Annotated in this window: 25 protein-coding genes; 10 read left to right on the top strand and 15 right to left on the bottom strand. The window is 61.9% G+C overall.

Features of this window, described 5'->3' with window-relative positions; genetic code table 11:
• The first annotated feature begins 62 nt into the window (after positions 1-62).
• Both AWT76_RS14485 and pheS read left to right on the top strand, forming a co-directional pair.
• On the top strand, positions 63-1,523 hold the full coding sequence (locus tag AWT76_RS14485; protein WP_072246969.1) for a bifunctional diguanylate cyclase/phosphodiesterase: 1,461 nt from the start codon (positions 63-65) through the stop codon (positions 1,521-1,523).
• A gap of 150 nt (positions 1,524-1,673) precedes the next feature.
• Positions 1,674-2,756 carry a phenylalanine--tRNA ligase subunit alpha gene (gene pheS / locus AWT76_RS14480; protein ID WP_072246968.1) on the top strand — a complete coding sequence of 361 codons (1,083 nt, stop codon included), beginning with the start codon at positions 1,674-1,676 and terminating at the stop codon, positions 2,754-2,756.
• 89 nt (positions 2,757-2,845) lie between these two features.
• Here the strand turns inward: pheS and AWT76_RS14475 are convergent, their stop codons facing one another.
• Genes AWT76_RS14475 through gatB form a run of 3 tightly spaced genes read right to left on the bottom strand, consistent with a single transcriptional unit; the run spans position 2,846 to position 5,361 of the window.
• Positions 2,846-3,265, bottom strand: a complete 420-nt coding sequence (locus tag AWT76_RS14475) for a DUF4177 domain-containing protein (RefSeq protein WP_072246967.1) — start codon at positions 3,263-3,265, stop codon at positions 2,846-2,848.
• Between the two features lie 54 nt (positions 3,266-3,319).
• The gene (locus AWT76_RS14470; protein ID WP_072246966.1) at positions 3,320-3,793 is read right to left on the bottom strand and encodes an acyloxyacyl hydrolase; all 474 of its coding nucleotides are present in this window, start codon (positions 3,791-3,793) and stop codon (positions 3,320-3,322) included.
• A 53-nt stretch (positions 3,794-3,846) separates the two neighbouring features.
• Positions 3,847-5,361: an Asp-tRNA(Asn)/Glu-tRNA(Gln) amidotransferase subunit GatB gene (gene gatB, locus AWT76_RS14465; protein ID WP_072246965.1), complete on the bottom strand. Its 1,515-nt coding sequence runs from the start codon at positions 5,359-5,361 to the stop codon at positions 3,847-3,849.
• Between the two features lie 162 nt (positions 5,362-5,523).
• Between gatB and AWT76_RS14460 the strand changes: the two genes are divergently transcribed.
• Positions 5,524-6,138 (top strand): hypothetical protein, encoded by a 615-nt coding sequence (locus AWT76_RS14460; protein WP_082700225.1) that lies wholly within the window; start codon positions 5,524-5,526, stop codon positions 6,136-6,138.
• A 64-nt stretch (positions 6,139-6,202) separates the two neighbouring features.
• Entirely contained in the window at positions 6,203-7,240 is a 1,038-nt protein-coding gene (locus AWT76_RS14455) for a FliM/FliN family flagellar motor switch protein (protein WP_072246964.1), read from the top strand.
• 65 nt (positions 7,241-7,305) lie between these two features.
• Here AWT76_RS14455 and AWT76_RS14450 read toward each other — a convergent pair whose 3' ends face one another.
• From AWT76_RS14450 to AWT76_RS14425, 6 genes are all read right to left on the bottom strand, one after another.
• Positions 7,306-7,731 carry a protein tyrosine phosphatase family protein gene (locus AWT76_RS14450; protein WP_072246963.1) on the bottom strand — a complete coding sequence of 142 codons (426 nt, stop codon included), beginning with the start codon at positions 7,729-7,731 and terminating at the stop codon, positions 7,306-7,308.
• A 16-nt stretch (positions 7,732-7,747) separates the two neighbouring features.
• The gene (locus AWT76_RS14445; RefSeq protein WP_072247742.1) at positions 7,748-8,179 is read right to left on the bottom strand and encodes a DUF6691 family protein; all 432 of its coding nucleotides are present in this window, start codon (positions 8,177-8,179) and stop codon (positions 7,748-7,750) included.
• A 2-nt stretch (positions 8,180-8,181) separates the two neighbouring features.
• The gene (locus AWT76_RS14440; RefSeq protein WP_141656024.1) at positions 8,182-8,610 is read right to left on the bottom strand and encodes a YeeE/YedE family protein; all 429 of its coding nucleotides are present in this window, start codon (positions 8,608-8,610) and stop codon (positions 8,182-8,184) included.
• Positions 8,611-8,680: 70 nt separating this feature from the next.
• On the bottom strand, positions 8,681-9,544 hold the full coding sequence (locus tag AWT76_RS14435) for an MBL fold metallo-hydrolase (protein WP_072246962.1): 864 nt from the start codon (positions 9,542-9,544) through the stop codon (positions 8,681-8,683).
• Positions 9,545-9,643: 99 nt separating this feature from the next.
• Positions 9,644-10,570 carry an alpha/beta fold hydrolase gene (locus AWT76_RS14430; RefSeq protein WP_072246961.1) on the bottom strand — a complete coding sequence of 309 codons (927 nt, stop codon included), beginning with the start codon at positions 10,568-10,570 and terminating at the stop codon, positions 9,644-9,646.
• Positions 10,567-10,854 (bottom strand): SCP2 sterol-binding domain-containing protein, encoded by a 288-nt coding sequence (locus tag AWT76_RS14425; RefSeq protein WP_072246960.1) that lies wholly within the window; start codon positions 10,852-10,854, stop codon positions 10,567-10,569. The genes AWT76_RS14430 and AWT76_RS14425 overlap by 4 nt, the downstream gene beginning before the upstream one ends.
• Positions 10,855-10,920: 66 nt before the next feature.
• On the opposite strand from AWT76_RS14425, the gene AWT76_RS14420 reads away from it, so the two are divergent.
• The 6 genes from AWT76_RS14420 (at position 10,921) to AWT76_RS14395 (ending at position 16,673) form a co-directional block, all read left to right on the top strand.
• A complete protein-coding gene (locus AWT76_RS14420) occupies positions 10,921-11,481 on the top strand; it encodes a tetratricopeptide repeat protein (protein WP_072246959.1) in 561 nt (186 codons plus the stop codon).
• A 27-nt stretch (positions 11,482-11,508) separates the two neighbouring features.
• Positions 11,509-14,286, top strand: coding sequence for a helicase-related protein (locus tag AWT76_RS14415; RefSeq protein WP_072247740.1), 2,778 nt, complete (start codon positions 11,509-11,511; stop codon positions 14,284-14,286).
• A gap of 30 nt (positions 14,287-14,316) precedes the next feature.
• Positions 14,317-14,667, top strand: a complete 351-nt coding sequence (locus AWT76_RS14410; protein WP_072246958.1) for an RNA-binding S4 domain-containing protein — start codon at positions 14,317-14,319, stop codon at positions 14,665-14,667.
• A gap of 72 nt (positions 14,668-14,739) precedes the next feature.
• A complete protein-coding gene (gene fdxA, locus AWT76_RS14405) occupies positions 14,740-15,078 on the top strand; it encodes a ferredoxin FdxA (RefSeq protein WP_072246957.1) in 339 nt (112 codons plus the stop codon).
• A 217-nt stretch (positions 15,079-15,295) separates the two neighbouring features.
• Positions 15,296-15,805, top strand: a complete 510-nt coding sequence (locus AWT76_RS14400; protein ID WP_072246956.1) for a CarD family transcriptional regulator — start codon at positions 15,296-15,298, stop codon at positions 15,803-15,805.
• Between the two features lie 127 nt (positions 15,806-15,932).
• Positions 15,933-16,673, top strand: a complete 741-nt coding sequence (locus AWT76_RS14395; protein ID WP_072246955.1) for a YebC/PmpR family DNA-binding transcriptional regulator — start codon at positions 15,933-15,935, stop codon at positions 16,671-16,673.
• Between the two features lie 5 nt (positions 16,674-16,678).
• Here the strand turns inward: AWT76_RS14395 and AWT76_RS14390 are convergent, their stop codons facing one another.
• From AWT76_RS14390 to AWT76_RS14365, 6 genes are all read right to left on the bottom strand, one after another.
• Positions 16,679-17,578 carry a DMT family transporter gene (locus AWT76_RS14390; RefSeq protein WP_072246954.1) on the bottom strand — a complete coding sequence of 300 codons (900 nt, stop codon included), beginning with the start codon at positions 17,576-17,578 and terminating at the stop codon, positions 16,679-16,681.
• A 37-nt stretch (positions 17,579-17,615) separates the two neighbouring features.
• Entirely contained in the window at positions 17,616-18,128 is a 513-nt protein-coding gene (gene cobU / locus AWT76_RS14385) for a bifunctional adenosylcobinamide kinase/adenosylcobinamide-phosphate guanylyltransferase (RefSeq protein ID WP_072246953.1), read from the bottom strand.
• Positions 18,118-18,642 (bottom strand): histidine phosphatase family protein, encoded by a 525-nt coding sequence (locus AWT76_RS14380; RefSeq protein ID WP_141655972.1) that lies wholly within the window; start codon positions 18,640-18,642, stop codon positions 18,118-18,120. Before AWT76_RS14380 ends, cobU begins: the two co-directional genes overlap by 11 nt.
• Positions 18,639-19,394 (bottom strand): adenosylcobinamide-GDP ribazoletransferase, encoded by a 756-nt coding sequence (locus AWT76_RS14375; RefSeq protein ID WP_072246951.1) that lies wholly within the window; start codon positions 19,392-19,394, stop codon positions 18,639-18,641. The genes AWT76_RS14380 and AWT76_RS14375 overlap by 4 nt, the downstream gene beginning before the upstream one ends.
• Before the next feature lie 3 nt (positions 19,395-19,397).
• Positions 19,398-20,411: a nicotinate-nucleotide--dimethylbenzimidazole phosphoribosyltransferase gene (gene cobT / locus AWT76_RS14370; protein WP_072247739.1), complete on the bottom strand. Its 1,014-nt coding sequence runs from the start codon at positions 20,409-20,411 to the stop codon at positions 19,398-19,400.
• 82 nt (positions 20,412-20,493) lie between these two features.
• Positions 20,494-22,758 (bottom strand): hybrid sensor histidine kinase/response regulator, encoded by a 2,265-nt coding sequence (locus tag AWT76_RS14365; RefSeq protein WP_082700222.1) that lies wholly within the window; start codon positions 22,756-22,758, stop codon positions 20,494-20,496.
• Between the last annotated feature and the right edge of the window lie 89 nt (positions 22,759-22,847).

The raw sequence follows: 22,847 nt of genomic DNA, 5'->3' as shown, positions 1-22,847 counted from the left end.
ACTGCCGCTCACGAAGTCTTAACTTGTGAATGCGAATGTGTCGCGAGTGTGGGAGTTTGCTGATGTGTGCAAAAGACTGTTCGGAACCCGATAACCAGTCCGAAGCTTTCTTTGCGGCGCTGGTTGCGCGCCATTCGTCGGATGGGGTTATTATAAGTGACCCGGATCGCAAAGCCCTGTGGGTGAACGCCGCGTTTACGGCACAGACCGGCTATGTGCTGGATGATATCTGCGGCAAGGAACCTGGCAGCGTGCTGCAAGGGCCGGAAACCGACCCGGATGCCGCCCGGATGATCAGCCTTGCCTGTGCCCAACGGCGCGAGGTGCGGCTGGATGTTCTGAACTATACCCGCGATGGCAAACCTTTCTGGGGTGACCTGAAAGTGACCCCGGTCTATGATGCAAATGGCCTGCACACGCATTTCATCTCGACCATGCGCGACATTTCTGAGCGCAAGGCATTGGAGCAGCAGAACGAAGAAATGCGCCACGCAGAGGCGCTTCGCCAATCTGAGCGCCAGCTTCTGGCCTTGACCAGCGAATGGCTTTATTCTGCCAAATCCTTCGACGAATTGCTGATGGTGGTGCGGCGCGCCATGCACACGCTGATCCCCGAAGCGGATGGGGCGCTGTATATTTACGGCGCGCAGCGCAGCACCTTGGAGCTTGTCGCAAGCTGGGGCACGATACCGGAATTCCCCGACCATATTCTGCCCGATGACTGCTGGGCGCTGCGCCGGGGCCGCGCCTATGCTTTTGGCCTGAAGCCGATCCAGTTCCCCTGCGACCATGTTCACCACAAGGACACGCCGTATTTCTGCCTGCCGATCATTGCACATGGGGAAACCATCGGGCTGATGCATATCGTCTTCGACGGGTTCGAAGAGGGCGGGCTGATGCGCCATATGCGGGCCGAGGTGTTGAACAATCGCTGGGACATCTCGTTAATCTGCGCCGAACAGATCAGCCTTGCGGTGGCGAATGTGCGCTTGCGCCATGAACTGCACGAACGCTCGGTGCGCGATGCGCTGACCGGGCTATGGAACCGCCGCTGGTTTACCGAGCGCGCCGCGCGCGAAATGGTGACGGCTGAACGCGAAGGCGCCCCCTTGTCCCTGATCGCTGTGGATGTGGACCATTTCAAGCAATTCAACGACCGCTTTGGCCATGACGCGGGCGATCTGGTGCTGCGAGAGGTGGCCGCATTGATGCAAGATCTCGGGCAGAACGGCGTCTACCCGTGCCGCTTGGGCGGAGAGGAGTTCACGCTGCTATGTGTCGGTCTGCCGGTTGCGGGCGCTGTTGACCTGGCCGAGGAACTTCGATCGCGCGTTGCGGCGCTTGAACTGGTGTCAAACGGGGCAAGCCTTGAAGATGTGCGGATTTCCTGTGGTGTCGCGGCCTACCCGCAGGACGGCAACAATCTTGATCATTTGATGAAACGTGCCGACACCGCGCTTTATGCCGCAAAGGAAGGCGGGCGCAACCGTACGATCGCGGCGGCTGACTTGAGCGCAGGATAAATCTACCGCCTTGCTTTCAGTGCAGGCGACGGTCTGACACGATTGGCCCAATCCACGCCGCAGCGGCATGTCGGTATCTGTCCTGCGCTTGCATCCTGTGACGGGTTTGCCTATTGCCACAGGGTCAGACCACCAAGCCAAGGGCAGACCATGGACGGACTTTCAGACCTTCGCGCCAAGTATCTAGAGCAGATCGGCGCCGCCGCAGATGCCGGGGCGCTAGAGGCCGTGCGCTTGGCCGCGCTTGGCAAAAAGGGTGAGGTCGCGTTGAAAATGCGCGAACTTGGCCAAATGAGCGCCGAAGAACGGCAGGTCGCAGGCCCGGTCTTGAACGGGTTAAAGTCCGAGATCGACGCCGCGCTCAAGGCTCGCAAGGCGGCCTTGGACGATGCCGCGCTTGATGCAAGGCTGAAAACGGAATGGCTGGATGTCACGCTGCCGGGCCGCCCGCGCCCGATGGGCACGATCCACCCGATCAGTCAGGTCATGGAAGAACTGACCGCGATATTCGCGGATATGGGCTTTGCCGTTGCCGAAGGGCCGCAGGTGGAAAGCGACTGGTTCAATTTCGATGCGCTGAACATCGCGCCCGAACACCCCGCGCGGCAAGAGCATGACACGTTCTTCATGCACCGCGCCGAGGACGACGCCCGCCCACCGCATGTGTTGCGCACGCATACCAGCCCCGTACAGATCCGCGCGATGCAGGGCCAAGGCGCGCCCATCCGGGTGATCGCGCCGGGCCGCGTGTACCGGATGGATATGGACCAGACGCATACCCCCATGTTCCATCAGGTCGAGGGGCTGGCGATTGACCGCGACATCAATATGGCGCAGCTAAAATGGGTCTTGGAAGAATTCTGCCGCGCCTTTTTCGAACTGGACGAGGTTGAACTGCGCTTCCGGGCGTCGCATTTCCCGTTCACCGAGCCTTCGGCAGAGGTGGACATTCGCTGTAGCTGGGACAATGGCCAGTTGAAGCTGGGCGAAGGGAATGACTGGTTGGAGATTCTCGGCTCTGGGATGGTGCATCCGAATGTGCTGCGCGCAGGCGGGATTGACCCGGATGAATGGCAGGGGTTTGCCTTTGGCATGGGGATCGACCGGATTGCCATGTTGAAATACGGCATTCCGGATCTGCGCGCGTTTTTCGAATCCGACCTGCGCTGGCTGCGGCATTACGGGTTTGCCGCGTTGGACCAGCCCTCGCTGCCGGCTGGGTTGTCGCGCTAGGCCAAGGGGCTTTTGGCGCGCTGATTTCGGCCGCGCTGAGCGCGATCGGCGCATTTACACCGGCTGAAGATTGGGGCGGTTAGGTGCCGTCAATCCTGCCGGTATGCTGTTAGGCGCGGACCGTTATTTTCGGGATAGGCCGTGTCAGGGCGCCCCAGACTGGGTTCGGCGCGGTGTGCCGCTGCCGTGTCGGGCGCGGCAAGGGGGCTGTTGCGCGCAGGCTCGGTCTGTTCTGTCGCGTAGCCTTGGGTCGGCATCTGGGTGGCCAGCGCCGCGGCGGATAGGCGGCGGAAGATCAGCAATTCGTGGCTGACGTTGGTTGTGCCCATCAATCCTTTGCGTTCCTCGCTGGCCAGACTGTCCGCGCGCCAGTATTCCCAACCTTCGGCGGCCAGATCGTTCAGCAACAAGGTCATCTGATGCGCATAGCGATCCGCAGGGGATTTCAGCCCTTTCGCCTTTGCGCCTTTGCGCGGGGCGGGGACAACAAGATACTCGTAGCTTTCCATGCTGGGGTCCTTGGGGCTTTGACGCTCGGTCGGCAGTCTGTGTAAAGGGCTGACCTAGTTCAACGGCATCGAAGTGAAAAGATAAACTGTGTTCAGGCCCGGATTGGGGTTGCTCAGGCCCGCATTGGACCGGTGATCCGCGCCCAGACCGGCTTCTATGCCATTGCGCCAGCGATACCCGATATCCAGCGCGTTGCGGAATTGCAATGCACCACCAAGGTCGCGCCCACTGCCACGCCGGTAAGCACCGACCATGTTGGTAATGCGCAGGAATATCCCTTCGTTCTGCCCGAAGGTAAGCCCAGAGCCGATGCCCGCCCAGCCAGATCCGTTCCCGGCTAAAGAAATACCGAAAGCCGGATGCAACCGCCAGAGCATTGGTTCGGGCGCGATATACCGCAAAGAGAATTCAGCACTTCCGACACTCTCTTGCGCGCCGATTCCCGCGATAACGCGCGATTGATCTGACAGCGCTGGGCTTGCCGCCATCATCAGTGTGGCAATCATCATAGCAATCAGTTTGCGCATGTGTCTGGTCTTTCGCCTGTTTGCTTACGGTCCTGAATTGCGGGTCTGCGGTCTCACTCTTCCAACTTCGTCGCGACGATCTGGTTGACAACCGCCGGGTTGGCCTTGCCGCCGGTGGCCTTCATGACCTGCCCAACGAACCAGCCCGCCAGCTTGGGGTTCTGCTTGGCTTTTTCCACCTGCGCAGGGTTGGCCGCGATCACATCATCCACCGCCTTTTCGATTGCGCTGGTGTCGGTCACCTGCTTCATGCCGCGCGACTCTACGATCTCTGCTGGGTCGCCGCCTTCGGTATAGACAATCTCGAACAGATCCTTGGCGATCTTGCCAGAAATGTCGCCCGATTTGATAAGCTTGATAACCCCGGCCAATTGCCCGGCGGAGACAGGGCTATCGCCAATCTCGCGTGCGTCTTTTTTCAGGCGTCCGAACAGTTCGTTGATGACCCAATTGGCCGCCAGTTTGCCGTCGCCAGCTTCTGCAACCACGGCTTCGAAATAGGCGGCATCGGCCAGATCGGCGGTCAGCACCGACGCGTCGTAATCCGTCAGCCCGAAATCGGCCATGAAGCGGGCTTTCTTGGCATCGGGCAATTCGGGCAGGCTGGCGGCGATGTCGTCTACCCAAGCCTGTTCAATTTCCAGCGGTAGCAGGTCGGGGCAGGGGAAGTAGCGGTAATCATGCGCCTCTTCTTTAGAACGCATGGACCGGGTTTCGCCGCGATCCGGGTCATATAGCCGTGTTTCCTGATCGACCTTGCCGCCATCTTCCAGAATGGCAATCTGGCGACGGGCCTCGTATTCAATCGCAGCCTGAATGAACCGCATAGAGTTCATGTTCTTGATCTCGCAGCGCGTGCCCAGATGGCTGAAATCCTGCGTTTGCTGGTATTTTTCATACTGGCCGGGGCGGCAGACCGAGACGTTCACATCGGCGCGCAGGTTGCCGTTCTGCATATTGCCGTCGCATGTGCCAAGATAGCGCAGGATCTGGCGCAATTTGCCGACATAGGCGGCGGCTTCTTCCGGCCCGCGAATATCGGGGCGGCTGACGATTTCCATCAGCGCCACACCGGTGCGGTTCAGGTCCACGAACGACATGTTCGGGTCCATATCATGGATGGATTTGCCGGCATCTTGCTCGACATGGATACGCTCGATCCGCACCAGACGCGCAATGCCCGCGCCCATCTCGACCAGCACTTCGCCCTCGCCCACAAGTGGGTGATAGAGCTGCGAAATCTGGTAGCCCTGCGGCAAGTCGGGGTAAAAGTAATTCTTGCGGTCAAAGGCCGACCACAGGTTGATCTGCGCTTTCAGCCCCAAACCGGTGCGCACGGCCTGTTCGATGCAATATTCGTTGATAACCGGCAACATGCCCGGCATCGCGGCATCGACAAAGGCGACGTTGCTGTTGGGTTCCGCCCCGAAGCGGGTCGACGCGCCAGAGAACAGTTTGGCCTGGCTGGCGACCTGGGCGTGAATCTCCATACCGATCACAAGTTCCCAGTCGCCGGTCGCGCCAGAAATGATCTTTGGCTTGGGGGATTCATAGGTCAGGTCAAGCATCGGCGGCTCTTTCGGTTTTTTCTTGTATTCATCGCTTTTAGTGCAAGTGAAGGGCAATGGGAAAGCGGTTTTCCGCGCAGGGCCGGTGGATCACCGCCAAGTGTTGCAGTCAAGGGTTGCGGCAGTGGCGATGTCGGGCGCATAGGCCGGGCTGGCCGCTTCATGGCCATGTCGCTTTGGACCTCGATCATGCGCTTTCCGTTTCTGCCCGCCCTGGTGGCCTTTGCCATGATGGCAGGATGCACCACCGCCACCACGCAAACTGCGCCGGACATCGTTGCGCGCTGGGACCACCGGCCAGAGGGCGCGCTGTGGACGGCGGCACAATACAAGGCACTTGGCCAAGAGGGGCGCGCGCTGATCGATACGGTTCCTGCCGATATAGACACCTTCTGCCCCGGCTATGCCAAGGCTGATGCCAGTGCACGCAAGGCGTTCTGGATCGGGTTGTTTTCCGGTCTGGCCTTTTATGAAAGCACTTGGCGGCCAGAGGCGGCTGGTGCGGGCGGGCGCTATCGCGGTTTGTTACAGATCTGGCCAACCTCGGCGCGGTTTTATGGGTGTGACCTGTCGCATCCCAAGGGCTTGTATGATGGGCCCACCAACCTGCGCTGTGCATCGCGGATTGCCGCGCAGGCGGTCGAACGCGATCAGCTGGTCGCGGGTAGCCCCGGCAATTGGGGCGGCGTTGCGGCAGATTGGCCTCCGTTGCGCGATGCTTCTAAGCGCCGCGAAATCGCGACCTTTACCCGGTCGCTTCCGGTGTGCTCGGGCTGATTTCTTCACGCTTTGCTAACCGTTCTTCGCCATGATGCCGGGTGTATGGGTGGAATCTGGCGGTATGGAACAGGCACAGGCGCAGCATAACCACAACACACGCGACCCGCTGGTGCGGATGGCGCGGCGCAACCGGGAACAGGCGGCGCAGCAAATGGCCGGCTTTCAGGCGGCCTTGTCTCAGGCCTTTGGGCGGATGTGCGCAGACTATCCCGGTTTGGACGGCAAAGTGGTGAATGTGGTGCGCCGCAGCGTTTCGCTGGCTGAATTGGTGGATATGGCCGAACCGGGGCAGTTTCTGGCCCTGCTGGATGGGCCGGATGACGCACTGGGTATGGTCTGGCTGTGCCCCGCCCTGCTTGCCGCACTGGTAGAGGCGCAGACCACTGGACAGGTCATGCCCCCCGGCGCAAGCGATGGGCCACCGCGCTTGCCCACGCGCACAGATGCCGCGCTGGTGGCGCCGATGGTGGATGCGTTTTTGCACCATGCCGAAGAACGCTGCGCGGATCTGGCCGAAGGGGCAGATATTGGCGGGTTTCTTTACGGCTCGTTTCTGGATGACCGCCGCCCGATGGGCGTGGTGCTGGACGATGTGGATTACAACATCCTTCAGCTTCAGGTGTCGCTTGGGAACGGTGTTGTCACGGGTTATTGGACCGTCGTTTTGCCATCCCGTGTCGTGAAAAATGCCGATGCGCCCGGTAAGGACGACGACTGGGAAAACCGTCTGACCCAGACGGTCGAAAACAGCCCGGTCGCGTTGAACGCGGTGCTGTGCCGGTTCAAACTAACCTTGAAAGAAGCGCTGGCCCTTTCGAAGGGCGATGTGCTGCGCGTGCCGGAATCGGCTTTGGAAACACTTGGCTTGACCGCTTTGGGCGGAGCAACGGTTGCCAATGGTCGGCTGGGGCAAGCGCGTGGGTTCCGCGCGGTTCGCTTGGTTGCCGATCCCAAACTTGGGTGGCAGGGCGATTCTCAGTCTGCGCCGACCTTGCGCCTTTCCAAGGCCGTTTTATCCAACCCGCCCCAGCCGGACCCGGTTGCAAAAGCGCATTCAGGCGCATCGCCTGAATTCGGGCATGGTGCGCCGCAAAGCTAAGGGCCGCACGGTCAGGTGCGGCCCTTTGGCAAATTGTGACTGGACCATGCGGCACCGCGGCCGGGTCAGCCTTTTGACAGGTTTTCCAACAACGGGCGCAAGGGTTCCAGATTATAGCCATGCTGGGCGGGCGTTGCGATCAACTCGTCAATCGGGCGCGTGCCGACCTGTGACATGGCCCAAACGATCGACGATCGGTTGCCAGATGCGCAATAGGCCAGAATCGGACCGGGTTGATCTGCGATGGCAGCACCTTGAGCGCTGATATTGTCGGGCGTGATCGCCCCGCCGATGACAGGGTTTGCCACAAAATTCATGCCTGCGGCTTCCACCGCCGCGCGAATGGCGTCGGACTGGAACTCTGCCGGGACTTCTCCGTCGGGGCGGTTGCAGATCACGGTTTTGAAGCCCGCAGCCGCGATCTCGGCCGCCTCTTCGGCTGCGATCTGGGGCGCTACGGCGTAGCCGTCAGTCAAGGGGCGGATATCCATGCAAGTCTCCTAAGGGTCAGGCCGCGGCGACTTGGTCGATCCGCGCGCGAATGGGGTTGGCGACCAGCATACCGGCAACCATGGCTAGGATAAAGACGATCCCACCTGTCCCGCCCCAACTGAGCGACGCAATCGCCGGACCGGGGCACAGCCCCACCAGCCCCCAACCCGCCCCGAACAGCACGGACCCGATAACAAGGTTATGGCCAAGCTTCGGGTCGGGCCGCGCCGGAAACGGCGTGCCAACAACGGCATGGGCGCGGCGCGTGGTTATGTTCCAAGCCAACGCCATGGGCAGGATCGCCCCGCCCAGAACGAAAGCCAGCGTTGGGTCCCAAGCGCCGAACACGTCCAACCAGCCTTGCACTTTGGTTGTGTCTGTCATGCCAGAAACCAGCAGGCCGGCCCCAAACATCCCGCCCGATACGGCGGCAAGAATCGTGCGCAACATCAGATCACCCCCAGAACATGCCGGAACAGAACCATCGCGATACCGCCTGCCAGCAGATAGAACACGGTCGATACCATGCCCCGCAGCGAGAAGCGCGAAATCCCGCACACCCCGTGGCCCGACGTGCAGCCATTCGCCAAACGCGTGCCAATGCCGACCAGCAGACCAGCCGCGACAACCAGCGCCAGATTGTCGGTGATGTTGGTCTTCACCTCTACGTTATACAGCGGCAGCATAAGCGCTGGCACAACCACAAGTGCGGCCAGAAAGGCCGCGCGTTCTTGCCAGTTTGACAGCCCGCTGCGATCCACCAGCCCGCCGATAATGCCGCTAGCGCCCATAATGCGGCCATTCCCCAGCAGGAAAATGGCCGCAGCCGTCCCGATCATAAGGCCTCCGACAAGGCCCCATACCCAATCCATATCTATCATCTGTGTTTCCTGTTCGCGACTTCAGGGGCGCGCGGGGGCCCGCGCGCCGTTTGGTGATCCTTGCGGATCAGAGTTTGTTGACCGGCACCTTCAGATAGACAGTGCCGTTGTCTTCCGCTTCGGGCATCTGGCCCGCGCGCATGTTCACTTGCAGCGATGGCACGATCAGCTTGGGCATGCCCAGCTTCGCGTCGCGCGTGGTGCGCATGGAAACGAAGTCCTCGCGCGATTTGCCGCCGCCAACATGGATATTCGCGGCCTTTTGCGCGCCGACTGTGGTTTCCCATGCGTAATGGTCGCGCCCTTCGGCCTTGTAGTCATGGCCAACGAAGATGCGGGTGTCTTCCGGCAGCGAGAGGATTTTCTGCACGCTGTCCCACATGGTTTCGGCAGAGCCGCCGGGGAAATCGCACCGTGCAGTGCCGAAATCGGGCATGAACAGCGTATCGCCCACGAAAGCCGCGTCACCGATGACATAGGTCAGGCAAGCGGGCGTGTGGCCCGGTGTGTGCAGCACATCGACCCGCAACTGGCCGATATGGATGCTGTCGCCTTCGCTGAATAACTGGTCAAACTGGCTGCCATCGCGCTGGAACTCTGTGCCCTCGTTGAACACTTTGCCGAACGTGTCCTGCACGATGGTAATATTATGTCCAATGCCGATCTTGCCGCCCAGCTTTTCCTGCAAATAGGGCGCGGCGGACAGGTGGTCGGCATGGACATGCGTTTCCAGCAACCATTCCACCCGGTAGCCCTTGTCTTGCACAAAGGCGATGACCGCATCGGCAGAAGAGGTATCGGTCCGGCCCGACGCATAGTCGAAATCCAACACCGAATCGATGATCGCGCAAGATGACCCTTCGGGGTCGCGCACGACATAGGTGATGGTGTTGGTCGCGTCGTCGAAGAAAGAGGTGACTTCGGGTTTCATGCTGGCGTCTCCAATATGTCTTTGCGCAAAGATATAGGCAGCTAAAAATATATTGCAATAATCGAATGTATTTTATTTGGGCGGATGAGTGCTCCGCCGTCAGCCCCTGCTTAGAAACAAGGCAATGCATTGTGCCAGAAAATCGTCTCGCACCACGGGGCGTTCCATCAGCAATTCGTGCAGCGCGCTGTCATACTCGGTCAGCTTGGCATTGTGCCACTGTGCCATCCGGTCGCGAATGGCCTTCTGGCTAATGATCTTGTCGCCGGTGCCAAGCCCGCAGATCGCAGGCAAGCCCGGAGAAGGCAGCGCATCCAGCGCCGCCATTTCGCGCAGGGCCGCCGCAAGCCAGCGCATACTTGGCGCGCCAAGCCGCAATTCGGGATGCGTGCGCAGTTGGTTTTGCGCCCAAGCGTAGCGGGCAGGGTCGCGGGTCAGTTCGTTGCGCTCGAACGGAAAGTTCCACAGTTCGAATTCCTCGCCCGCGCCAAGAACTTCGCAGCTATCCTGCCCAGCAAGCCGTAACAGCGCGGTCAAAGGCGCCACTGCGGCCATTGTCGCGGCGGGCAGGTTCAGCCCCCACATGGGCGCACTGAACGCCACGCTTTGCGCGGTCAGCCCGCCGGTCAGGCCCCGCAGCGCAATGCAGCCCCCCATGGAATGGGCAAGGATATGGCGCGGTTGCTTGCTGAAGCTGTCCAGCCAGCCCCAATAGGCCCAAAGGTCTTTCTGGTAATCTGCGAAATCGGGCACATCACCGCGCAAGCGCGCATCAGATAGCCGGTCCGACAGCCCTTGCCCGCGCCAGTCGATCACGGCCACGTCAAAGCCCTGCGCGGTCAAGTCGGTAACGGTTGGGCCGTATTTCTCGACCATCTCGGTCCGGCCGGGGCAGATGGCTACAAGTGGTTGCGCGCCATTGCCCCAGAATGCGGCCCGCAAGCGCACACCGTCGCTGGCCGTCAGCCACGCCACCCGCAGAGGCGGGGGCGCGTCGGCCACATCGGCATGGAAGGGCGCGCTCAACTCAGCGCGCTGCCCAGTTTCATGGCGGCACCCATGCTGCCTTCAATCTTCAGATTACCCGACATGAAGGCCATGGTCGGGTTCACGCTGCCATCCAGAATCCCGCGAAAGGTTTCGGTGCTGGCGATCATGGTAACCTCGGCCTCTTCATCGCCCTCGCGCACGCCGTTCTCGTCCAGCATGATGCTGCCTTCACCCTCGATCTGGAACTTGGCGATACCGTCGAAACCGTCGCTTAGCTTTTCGTTCAGGGCCTTGATGGCGTGGGTAATGATCTCGCTCATGGGTTTGCTCCGGTTTTGTGATCTTTGTGCGCTGGATTCGCAGCGCCGTTGCGTTACACTTTCACTATGACGGTTCGGATTTCCATACTCAATCTTGTCGTGGCGGCAGCGCTTTGGGGCGCGTCGCCGCTTATGGCGCAAGATGCCCCCACCGATGACCCGCAAGTTTTGCTGGAACGGTTGGCCGACCCGGCCCAAGAACGCTGGCAACGGATCGAACGGCAAATTACACGCCTTTGGTCGCGCTCCGGCTCTGCCAGTGTGGACCTGCTGTTGCAGCGCGGGCGCGACGCCATGCGCGAAGGGCAGACCGACGCCGCCATCGACCATTTCTCTGCCGTGATCGACCATGCCCCAGAGTTTGCCGAAGGCTGGCACGCGCGCGCGACCGCGTGGTTCATGGCCGGGCGGTTGGGGTTGGCCTTGGCCGATCTGGAATATGCGCTGGCCCTGAACCCGCAGCATTTTCTGGCCATGATGGGGCTTGGCCGCATTCTGGAAGAGTTCGGCTACCCCGAACAGGCCCTAGAGGTGATGCAGCGCGTGCATGCTATACATCCGCACCGCGACGACGTAAAAGCGGCGCTGGAACGGTTGGACAAGGCTGTGCAGGGTGTGACGCTCTGACGGCGTGAAGGGGCAAGGCCCATGAATATGCGCGCGAATGCGCGGGTGGTGGCGGTTCTGGGACCGACCAATACCGGCAAGACCCATTACGCCATCGAACGGATGCTGGCGCATCGCACAGGCGTTATCGGCCTGCCGCTGCGCCTGCTGGCGCGCGAGGTGTATGACCGGATCAAGGCGCTACGCGGCCCCGATTGCGTGGCGCTTGTGACCGGCGAAGAGCGAATCGTCCCCGACCGCACGCAATATTGGGTCTGCACGGTCGAAGCGATGCCGCTGGAAATAGGCGCCGATTTCGTGGCCATTGACGAGATCCAGCTTTGCGCCGACCCGGATCGCGGCCATGTTTTCACCGACCGCTTGCTGCATGCCCGTGGACTGCATGAAACGCTGTTCATGGGGTCCGACACGATGCGCAGCGCGATTGCCGCACTTGTGCCCGGCGTCCAGTTCAACCGGCGCGAGCGGATGTCGAAGCTTAGCTATTCAGGTTCGAAAAAGCTAAGCCGGATGCCCGCGCGCAGCGCCATCGTGGGGTTCAGCGTTGAAAATGTCTATGCCATTGCGGAACTGATCCGCCGCCAGAAAGGCGGCTGCGCGGTGGTTATGGGCGCGCTGTCGCCCCGCACCCGCAATGCGCAGGTCGAACTGTATCAAAATGGCGATGTCGATTACCTTGTGGCGACCGATGCCATCGGCATGGGCCTGAACTTGGACATAAAGCATGTCGCGTTTTCGGCCACGCGCAAATTCGACGGGCGGCGGATGCGAATGCTAAACCCAGACGAGCTTGCCCAGATCGCAGGCCGCGCGGGGCGCTACCAGAATGATGGGTCATTCGGCGTGACGGGCGAGGCCAGCCCCTTGGCCGATGAGGTGATCGAAGCGATCGAGACGCATAAATTCCTGCCCGTGCGCAAGCTGCAATGGCGCAATGCCAAGCTGGAATTCGGCTCTCCCAAGCGGCTTCTGGATTCGCTCGAACAGCACACGAATAACGAATGGCTGACCCGCGCGCGCGACGCGGATGACGTCGTCGCGCTGAAATCGCTGCTGGTGCTGCCCGAGGTGCAGGACCGCCTGCGCGACCCGCGCGACCTGCGCCTGCTGTGGGATGTGTGCCGCATTCCCGATTTTCGCGGCATCTCGCCCACCGAACATGCCGGGCTGTTGGGCCGCGTGTTCGAGTTCCTTCATGGGCAGGGCCGGGTTGACCCGGATTGGCTGGCGCTGAACATCAAACGCATTGACCGCACCGAAGGCGATATCGATGCGCTGTCGAAACGGCTGGCGTATATCCGCACATGGACCTATATCGCGCAACGCAAGGCATGGGTCGATGATGAAAATCATTGGCGCGAGGCCACGCGCGCTGTAGAAGACCGCCTGTCTGACGCGCTCCATGCGCGGCTGACACAAAGATTTGTTGACCGGCGCACATCTGTGCTTTTGCGCCGGTTGAAGCAGAAGGAGAGCCTTGTGGCCGATGTGAACGACAAGGGTGAAGTGACGGTAGAGGGCGAGCTGATCGGTCGTCTGGAAGGGTTCCGCTTCAAGCAGGACAAAACCGCCAGCCCGGACGAAGCGAAAACTCTGCGTCAGGCATCCATCGCCGCACTGGTGCCGCTGTTCCATCTGCGCGCGGATACCTTCTACAACGCCCCGGATACCGAATTCGAATTCACCGAACAGGGCGGGTTGATGTGGGGCACCTCTGCCGTTGGCAAACTGGTGCGGTCTGATGACGCCATGCGCCCGATGGTCGAAGCCTTTGTCGATGACGAGGCCGGGCATGACGTGGCCGAAAAGGTGCGTCGCCGCTTGCAGCATTTCATCGACCGCAAGATCGCCGCACTGTTCGAGCCGCTCTTGAACATGTCGCGCGACGAAACCCTGTCGGGGCTGGCGCGCGGTGTGGCCTTCCAACTGGTCGAAGCGATGGGGGTCATCCCCCGCGCCCAGATCGCGAATGATATCAAGGCGCTGGACCAAGATGCGCGCGGCATGTTGCGCAAGCATGGTGTGCGTTTCGGGCAGTTCACCATTTTCCTGCCGCTGCTGCTAAAACCGGCGCCCACGCGCTTGCGGCTGGTGTTGCGCTCGCTGCATGAGGGGTTGGATGAATTCCCCGAAAGCCCGCCGCCGGGTCTGGTCACGATCCCGCATATCACAGAAGTGCCGGGCGCGCATTATACGATGGCCGGGTATCACCCGGCGGGCGCGCGGGCGATTCGCATCGACATGTTGGAACGGCTGGCCGATCTGCTGCGCGCCTGCGATAGCCGCGCGGGGTTCGAGGCGACGCCGGACATGCTGTCCATCACCGGCACCACGCTGGAGCAATTCGCAGACCTGATGCAAGGCTTGGGCTATGCCGCCGAAAAGGGCGAGCGCGAAAAGGTGAAACCGGCGGATGCAGCGCCTGCTGCCGATCCGCAGGCCCCGGCGGATGACGCCAGCGCGGATGCTATGCCCGGTGACGAAGGCCACGCGCCGGCCGAGGCCGAGGCCCCTGCACCCGCAGAAGACGCCGCCGCCGACGCGCTGGAAGTGTTCTACACCTTCACATGGGCACCGCGCCCGCGCCGCGATTCGCGCCCGGCCCGCAAGCCCGAGGGCGAAGGGCGCGGCCCGCGCAAAGGTGCCAAGGGCGGCAAGCCAAAAGGCGATGGGCGCAAGGGCGGGAAGGGCGACGGGCGCAAGCCTGAGCGCGAAAAACAGGCCGCGCCAGCCCCCAAGCCGCAGCGCATAGACCCGGACAACCCCTTCGCCGCCGCCCTTGCGGGGTTCAAGGCCAAGGATTGATCTGTGCCAGCTGATGCCACGCCCGACACAATGCGCGTGGACAAATGGCTGTGGCACGCCCGTTTCGCCAAAACGCGCAGCGTGGCTGCCGGGCTGGTCAAGAATGGGGTCCGGCTAAACGGCACGCGGATTGCCAAACCCGCAGCGCAAGTCGGCCCCGGCGATGTTCTGACCTTTGCCATTGGCCCGCGGGTGCGGGTGGTCAAGGTGTTGGCTTTGGGCACGCGGCGTGGCCCCGCGCCAGAAGCGCAGGCGCTTTATGACGATCTGTCGCCACCGCCGCCGCCGCCTGACCTGTCGGCCCCCAGATCTGCCGGTCCGCGCCCCGACAAGCGCGACCGCCGCCGTTTTGCCGCACCTGCACCAGATCGGCTTGATTGATCCGAAAGCCGGGTTTATGTCCACGTCACGCGACTACGCTCGCCCGAATGACAAGCAAAAGGTAACATCCCCATGACCTATGTGGTGATCGATAATTGCATCGCCTGCAAATACACCGACTGCGTCGAGGTTTGCCCGGTGGATTGCTTTTACGAGGGCGAGAACATGCTGGTCATCCACCCGGACGAATGCATTGATTGCGGTGTCTGCGAACCCGAATGCCCGGCCGATGCCATTCGCCCCGATACCGAACCGGACATGGATGAATGGGTCGAATTCAACCGCAAGTATTCGGAACAATGGCCGGTCATCATTACCAAGAAAGACCCGTTGCCCGACGCCGAAGCGCGCGACGGCGAAACCGGCAAGCGCGAGAAATACTTCTCAGAGGCGCCGGGCGAAGGGGGCTGAGGCCGGTTTCGCAAGGCATGTCACGGTTCTGTTGCCAAGTTGCTTGGTTTACGGGCAATTTTGTGATATAGAATCGTTTAATATGAACTCGCTTCGTAACGGCGGTCTTGCCAGCTGCCGTTTTTTTGTCGCCAACGCATGATTGCCTCAGGAGCCAATGGTTCCTGTTGCAAAAACTTTGCGCAAAGGCGTCCGAGGCCTAGTGGGGAAAGCCAGTATGACAAAAACGAAAAAATCCGAGTTTCGCGCCAATGAGTATGTCGTGTATCCGGCCCATGGGGTCGGTCAGATCGTGTCGATCGAAGAACAGGAAATCGCGGGGCTGAAACTGGAACTTTTCGTGATCTCTTTCGAGAAAGAGAAGATGACGCTGCGCGTGCCGACCAACAAGGCCGTGACGGTCGGGATGCGGTCGCTTTCCTCGCCCGAAATCGTGGACAAGGCGCTTGCCACGCTGAAGGGCAAAGCGCGTGTGAAGCGCGCCATGTGGTCGCGCCGCGCGCAGGAATATGAACAGAAGATCAACTCTGGTGACCTGCTGGCCATTGCCGAAGTGGTGCGCGATCTGCATCGCAGCGACGATCAGCGCGAACAGTCCTATTCCGAGCGCCAGTTGTATGAAGCCGCGTTGGAACGTCTGACCCGCGAAGTGGCCGCCGTGGCCGGGGGCGACGAGGTGATCGCGCAAAAGCAGGTCAATGACGTGCTGGTGTCACGCGCCGCCTAAGCCCGACCTAAATTACGCAACGCCCGCACCGACCCGTGCGGGCGTTTTGCGTGGTCGCGCGGGCTTGTCTTAGACCGCGCGACTGGACTAAACACGCTCCAGCACATTCAAACTCTCGGAGATCGCAATGGCAGGCCATTCCAAATGGGCCAATATCCAGCACCGCAAGGGCCGTCAGGACGCGGTGCGCGCAAAGCTGTTTTCCAAGCTGTCCAAGGAAATTACCGTGGCCGCAAAGATGGGCGACCCGGACCCGGACAAGAACCCGCGCCTGCGTCTGGCGGTGAAAGAGGCCAAATCGGTCTCCATGCCGAAGGACAATATCGAGCGTGCGATCAAGAAATCGCAGGGCGGCGATGCCGAAAGCTACGACGAAATCCGCTACGAGGGCTATGGCCCCGGCGGCGTTGCCGTGATTGTCGAGGCGATGACAGATAACCGCAACCGCACGGCATCGAACGTGCGATCGACCTTTTCCAAGAATGGCGGAAACCTGGGTGAAACCGGGTCGGTGGCCTTCATGTTCGACCGTATGGGCCGGATCGTATACCCCGCCAGCGTGGGCGATGCTGATAGCGTTATGCTGGCCGCGATTGACGCAGGCGCAGAAGATGTCGAAAGCGGTGACGAGGAACATGTTATCTGGTGCGCCGATACCGACCTGAACGCAGTCTCGACCGCGCTGGAGGCTACTTTGGGAGAGGCTGAAAGCACCAAACTGGTCTGGAAGCCCCAAACCACCACCGAATTGGACCTTGATGGCGCGCGGTCGCTGATGAAGCTGATCGACGCGCTGGAAGACGATGATGACGTGCAGAACGTGACCGCGAATTTCGAGGTCTCGGACGAGGTAATGGCGGAGCTGTAATCCGCTTAGGGGGCGGGCACGGCGCGTTTTTCCTGTTTACGCAGCATGGCTTCACGCCAAGTTATGAACAGGACCGACGCCATAATGACCAGCCCGCCCAACACCACGAACAGGTCTACGCCCTCATCAAAGACCAGCGCGCCAAGGGCGACCGCCCAGACCAGTTGCAGGAAGGTCACGGGCTGCGTGACGGTGACGGGTGCGGCGGCAAAAGCAAGTGTCATGGTGTAATGCCCGGCAGTGGCGCAGGCCGCGACCGCCAGCAGCCCCAGCAGTTGTGCCCCCGTGGGCGGCACCCAGACCGCATAGGCAAAGGGTGCAAGGCAAATTGTCACGGTCACGGACAGCATGGCCACCACCACGCTGGCAGATACCTGCCCGCTCATCCGCTTGGCCATCAGGTAAGACCCGGCAAAGAAAATCGCCGTGCCGATCATGGCCAGATGCCCGCTCGACACTTCGCGCAGGCCGGGGCGCAAGATAATCAAAGCACCAAGGAAGGCGACCAGAACCGCCATGATCCGCCGTAAAGCAAGCTTTTCGCCCAGAAACAAGGCCGCACCCAGCGTGACATAGATGGGTGAAAGGTAGTTCATTGCCGTGACTTCGGCCAAGGGGATCTGGGTCATGGCATAAAACCACAGGATGACCCCTAGCGCGTGGATAAAGCCGCGCAGGCCGAATAGCGCCAGCGCCTGTCGTGAGATCAAGGCCGAGCGCAACGCGGGCCACATGGGGATCAGGAACACCAAGCCCAGAAGGTAGCGCAAAAACGCCTGTTGCGCGGCTGGCAAATCGTCGCCCAGATATTTGACCAGCGCTGTGACCGCGACAAAGCAAAAGCCCGTCAGCAGCATCCAGAACATGCCCAGCAGCGGGCGCGAGTCGGGCGCGGTTGTTATCATGTGTAATAAGTTGCACGGGCAGGGCGAAGCTGCAAGCCTAGCCTTTGAGCGCCATCGCCAACCCGGCGGCAATGAAGCGCACGCGCGTCGCTTGGCCCGCGATCCTTTGGTTCAGCCGTCCCGCCTCGTCGCGAAAGCGGCGCGCCAGCGCGTTGTCGGGGACAATGCCCAAGCCCACCTCGTTTGCCACCAACCAGACCGGGCCGCGACGGGCCGCAAGCGCTTGATGCAGGTCTGCGATCTGCGCTGGCAAGTCCTGTTCTGCCAGCAGGTGATTGGTCAGCCACAGGGTCAGGCAATCGACCAGAACCGGCGCGCCATGCGGCACATGGCGCAAGGCATCCGCCAGTGTCAGGGGCACCTCATGCGTGATCCAGCCGGGGGCGCGGTCGGCGCGGTGCTGCGCGATGCGGTCGCGCATCTCGTCATCAAACGCCTGCGCCGTGGCCATATAGTGCCACGGGCCGGGCTGCGCCGTGACCTCGGCCTCTGCAAAGCTGCTTTTGCCAGAGCGCGCGCCGCCCAAGATCAGCGTCAGGTCATGGGCCATGGAACACCTCTGGTTCAAAGCGCAGCCAGCCGCCAAAGGGCAGGGTGGATTGCCACGCGCTGTCGCCTTCTGTGACATGGCGCGCGCTTTTAATGACGCCGTGATGGGTTACGACCAACACATCTGGCGCGGCATGGTCGCGCAAGGCGGCCAGCGTGCGGTCACGCAGTTGCGCCACCGATTCGCCGCCATGCGGGCGCGCGTGCAACAGGTCTGCGGCCCATTCATCCAGTTCGGCGCGCGGCAGGTCGGCCCAAAGCTGGCCCTCCCATGCGCCGAAATCCATTTCGCGCAGGCGGGTGTCGGTGCTAAGGGGCAAACCGCGCGCGGTGGCGATGGTCCGGGCCATGATCGCGCAGCGATGCAGCGGTGATGTAACAACGCGCGACACGCGCGGCAGTTCGCGCGCAAGCGCTGCCGCTTGCGCCGCAAAACCCTCTGCCGGTGCAAGGTCCAGCCGACCGTAGCACAGCCCCTCGGGCGCGTCGGGCTTGGTGTGGCGCAGCATAATCATGCCCAAACCGCTGCCCCCAGAAAGCTGCCGGTCAGTGCCATGCAATGCAGCGCGCCCAAGGTATCGCCTGTGTCGCCGCCCAACCGGTGCAGCGTCCAGACGCGCCATAGGCTACCGGCGACGATGCCGCCCAAGATTGCGCTTGCCGCGCCAGCCGCGCCCAAGAATGGCCACGCGGCCAGAGCGGCCAAACCCATGGCCAGACCCGTTGCCACCCATCCGGCACGGCCAAGCGGCCTGTCCAGCCCGCTTCCGGCCCCTTTCGCGCGCAGATAGCGCCCTTGGCCAAGGGCATGGGCCATCATCGCGCGGCCCAGCGTATGGCCAATGACAAGCGCGCCGATCCCGATTGTCACGGGGGCCGAGGCCAGCATAACCGCCTGCAACCCCAGCGTCAGCCCCAACCCCAGCGCACCATAGCTGCCGATCTGGCTGTCGCGCATAATGGCAAGCGCGCGGTCGCGGTCGCGCCCGCCGCCCAGCCCGTCAAGGCAATCGGCCAACCCGTCCTCGTGCAAGGCGCCTGTTATCACCAGCCCGGCGGCCAAGGTCAGCAGGGCCGCCAAGGGTTGCGCCCAGACCAGTGCCGCGGCCCAAAACAGCGCGGCCAAGGCCAGCCCAAGCGCCAGCCCGACACTGGCAAAAAAGCCAGGCGCGCGGGACCACCGCGCGGGCGTATAGCCGCGCGCGGGCAGGGGCAGGCGCGTCAGGAATTGTGCGGCCAGCAGGGCAGAGGCAAGGGCATCGCGCATCGGCTAGCCCTGCGACACGCCCGCGCTGTCGAAGCTGGCCATGTCGCACAGCATGGCGCTGGCGGCTTTGACCAAGGGCCAGGCCAGCAGCGCGCCGGTGCCCTCGCCCAGCCGCATGTCCATGTCCAGAAGCGGGTCCGCTTCCAGCCAGTCCAACAGCACACGGTGCCCGGCTTCTTGGCTGCGGTGGCAAAACACCAAGGCCGGGCGAATATGCGGCGCGCGCGCCAGTGCTGCGGCGGCGCATGCGGTCGCGATAAACCCATCTACCAGCACGATGCGCCCATCCTCTGCGGCGGCCTGCATTGCACCGGCCATCATCACCATTTCGAAACCGGCATATTCTGACAGGGCCGTGTCGGCTGGCAGCCGGGTGTCGGTGCGCGCGGCGGCCTGCGCAAGAATCGCGCGCTTGCGGGCAAGCCCCGCATCATCCACGCCGGTGCCACGCCCGACCAGATCGTCCAGTGCAAGGCCGGTCAGCTTGTGGGCCAGCAGGCTTGCGCTGGCGGTGTTGCCGATCCCCATTTCGCCGAAGGCCAGCGCCCGGGCAGAGGTGCGCGCAACGATCTCGGCCCCGGCGGCAAGGGCGCGGTCGCGGTCTTGCGCGGTCATGGCGGGGCCATTCAGGCTGCTTTGCGTGCCCGGCGCAATGCGATGCGACCAGAGATCCGGGGCATCGATAGGTTCACCCGCAACACCGGCATCGACCACATGCACGGGAACGCCCTGACTGTGGGCAAAGACATTCGCCGCTGCCCCGCCTGCAAGAAAGTTCTGAACCATCTGCTGCGTCACGGCCTGCGGGAAGGCAGAGACACCCTCCAGCGCGATCCCGTGGTCGGCGGCGAAGATAACCAGCTCGCATGTCTCGATCCGGGGGGTCAGGGTGTTGCAAAAGCGCGCAAGCTGCGCGGCCAATGACTCGATGCGGCCCAGCGCCCCAAGCGGCTTGGTCTTTGTATCTATGAAATGCTGTATTTCGGCATCTGACAGGCGATGGGGATTGCTGGTCATGAAAAAGGCACCTTGTTTTGGGCGGGTCACCACAGGTGTATCTGCTTGGGCGGGTGGTGCAATGTCTTTTGGGCGGCGGCAATCAGGCCGCTTCCGACAGTTTGCGCAACTGTTCGTTCACAAGGCCGGTAAATTCCGCCAGCGAAAACGGTTTGCCAATGAATACGGCCTGCCCGAATTCGGCTTGGGCTGCGATTCGGCTGTCTTCGGCATAGCCGGACATGAAAACAATGGGTGTGTTCGGAAAGCGGTCGCGGATCTGCGCCACCCAGCCCGGACCGTCCAGCCCGGGCATGATGACATCGCTGACAAACACATCCGGGCGCACGGCTGGGTCTTGCAGCAGCGCCAAGGCGGCTTCGCCCGAATCCGCTTCCAGCACGCGGTGTCCCTGAAGTTGCAGGGCGCGCGCTGCAAAAGACCGCACGGGCGCTTCGTCTTCTACCAGCAGAACCGTGCTGCGGGGTGTTGCGGCAGCAGGGGCCTTGGGCTTGGCGGGCTTTTGCGGCTTTACGCTTGGCGCGGCTTGCGCGGCAAGATAGATTGAGAATGTCGTGCCGTGGCCCTCTTCGCTGTCGACGAAGATAAACCCGCCCGATTGCTTGATGATGCCATACACAGTGGACAAACCAAGCCCCGTCCCTTCGCCCTGCCGCTTGGTGCTGAAAAACGGGTCGAAAACCTTGGCCTTGGTCGTGGACGACATGCCGATACCTTCGTCGCGCACCCGGATGACCGCATAATTGCCCGGCGGCAGCATGACTTTGTCGCGGCGCAGCCCATTGGGTAAGGCGCAATGCTCGGTTTCGATCACGATTTCCCCGCCCATGGGCATGGCATCGCGCGCATTGACGACAAGGTTCATCAGAACCTGCTCGAACTGCCGTTTGTCTGACCGGATCAGCGGCATGTCGACGCCGTGCCGCAGCGTGAGCGTGACGCGCTCGCCCACAAGCCGGTTCAACAGATGGATCGCATCGGCCAGCAGGTCGTGCAGATCGAGCGTTTCGAATTGCAGCGTCTGCTTGCGGGAAAAGGCCAGCAACTGGCGCACAAGGGCTGCGGCGCGGTTGGTGTTTTGCTGGATTTGCATAAGGTCGGGATAATCGACATCGCTGCGGTCATGGCGCAGCAGGATCAGGTCGCAATGCCCTGAAATTGCCGTCAGAAGATTATTGAAATCATGTGCCACGCCGCCCGCCAGCTGTCCGATGGCCTGCATCTTCTGGCTTTGGGTGAACTTGGCTTCGAGCGCCTTGAATTCTGTGGCGTCATGCATGATGGCGACAAGTTCGCCGTCGGTACCGTAGCTGCGCAGCGACACTTGCAGGAACAGATCGTCGGCCGGGTTGTTGACGCGCAACACCTCTGTTGCGGTGGTCACGCGGCCGGCGCGCAGATCTGCCAGCCATTCGCCGACCGGGCGCCCCAGCCCTTCCAGCAGGTCGCAAAACCGCCGTTTATCCTCTTTTCGCAGGCGTAGGATACGACGGGTTTCGTCATTTGCGCGGATCAGAACGCCATCCCGATCAATCAGCGCAACCGCGATCGGCAGCATTTGCAAGGCATTGAAATCTTGATGGGTGTTATCAGGGTTGGCGGGCGAAATGAGCACGACAAGTTCGTTCGCGTCTTCGGTTGTTATCCGCAACCCGTTGTGGCGCTCGCCGCTGTCGCGCAGGGTAAAAATACCGGGTTCACCGGCCTTGGGCAGCGGCAATTTCAGAAGGTCCGCAACATGTTTGGGTTTGGCGCTGGCAAGGGCGGCAAGCCGGGGCGACAGGTAGGTGATGCGCCCGTCCGGGTAGCTATGGATCATGTCGAACGGAAGCTGGTCGCGCAGGTCGGGCGCGGAAGTTTCGTCCAGTTGCCAGAGTGTCCGGCCATGCCCGGCAGGGCGCAAGGTCAATCGCAACTCGCCCGTGTCAACTGCAACGCTGTGCGTGATCTGGCCTTCCGCCAAGGCGCGATCGTGCAGGCGCGCGACCAGTTCTGCCGGGTCCGCGCTGATATCTTCCAAAAAGGCCATTGCATGCGTGGCCCCGGCCAGTCGTTGCGTCGCGGCGGCATTGGCCCAGACGACCTTGCCTGCCGCACCGTCAACAAGCGCCGTCGCTGGGGCGGAGCCGTAAAGCGCGCTGACCACTGTCAGGTCGCGCCGAAGGCGTTGCCTGACATGCCATTGCCAGGCCGCCAGCAGGCAGACAGAACATAAAATGCTTGCCCCGACCGCCCAGAGCGCCAGTGAGATCGGACCGGACAGGTCTGCCAATAGCGCGACCAAAAGCAATGCAGCCCCGACCGTGGCCACAAGTCCAAGCAGTTGCCCAGCTGTAGGCCCGAACACGGCTGCCCGCGCAGAGTTTGGCCCTGATCCAATGCTTGGTGTCACGTTACCCTCGGAAATCACTTGGTCAAAGTCTTGGCTGCAACAGG

The sequence above is a fragment of the Roseibaca calidilacus genome, assembly GCF_001517585.1.
In the GTDB taxonomy this organism is placed as follows: domain Bacteria; phylum Pseudomonadota; class Alphaproteobacteria; order Rhodobacterales; family Rhodobacteraceae; genus Roseinatronobacter; species Roseinatronobacter calidilacus.
Note: the sequence above shows the minus strand (reverse complement) of the source record. Positions and strands in the feature narration are given on the sequence as shown.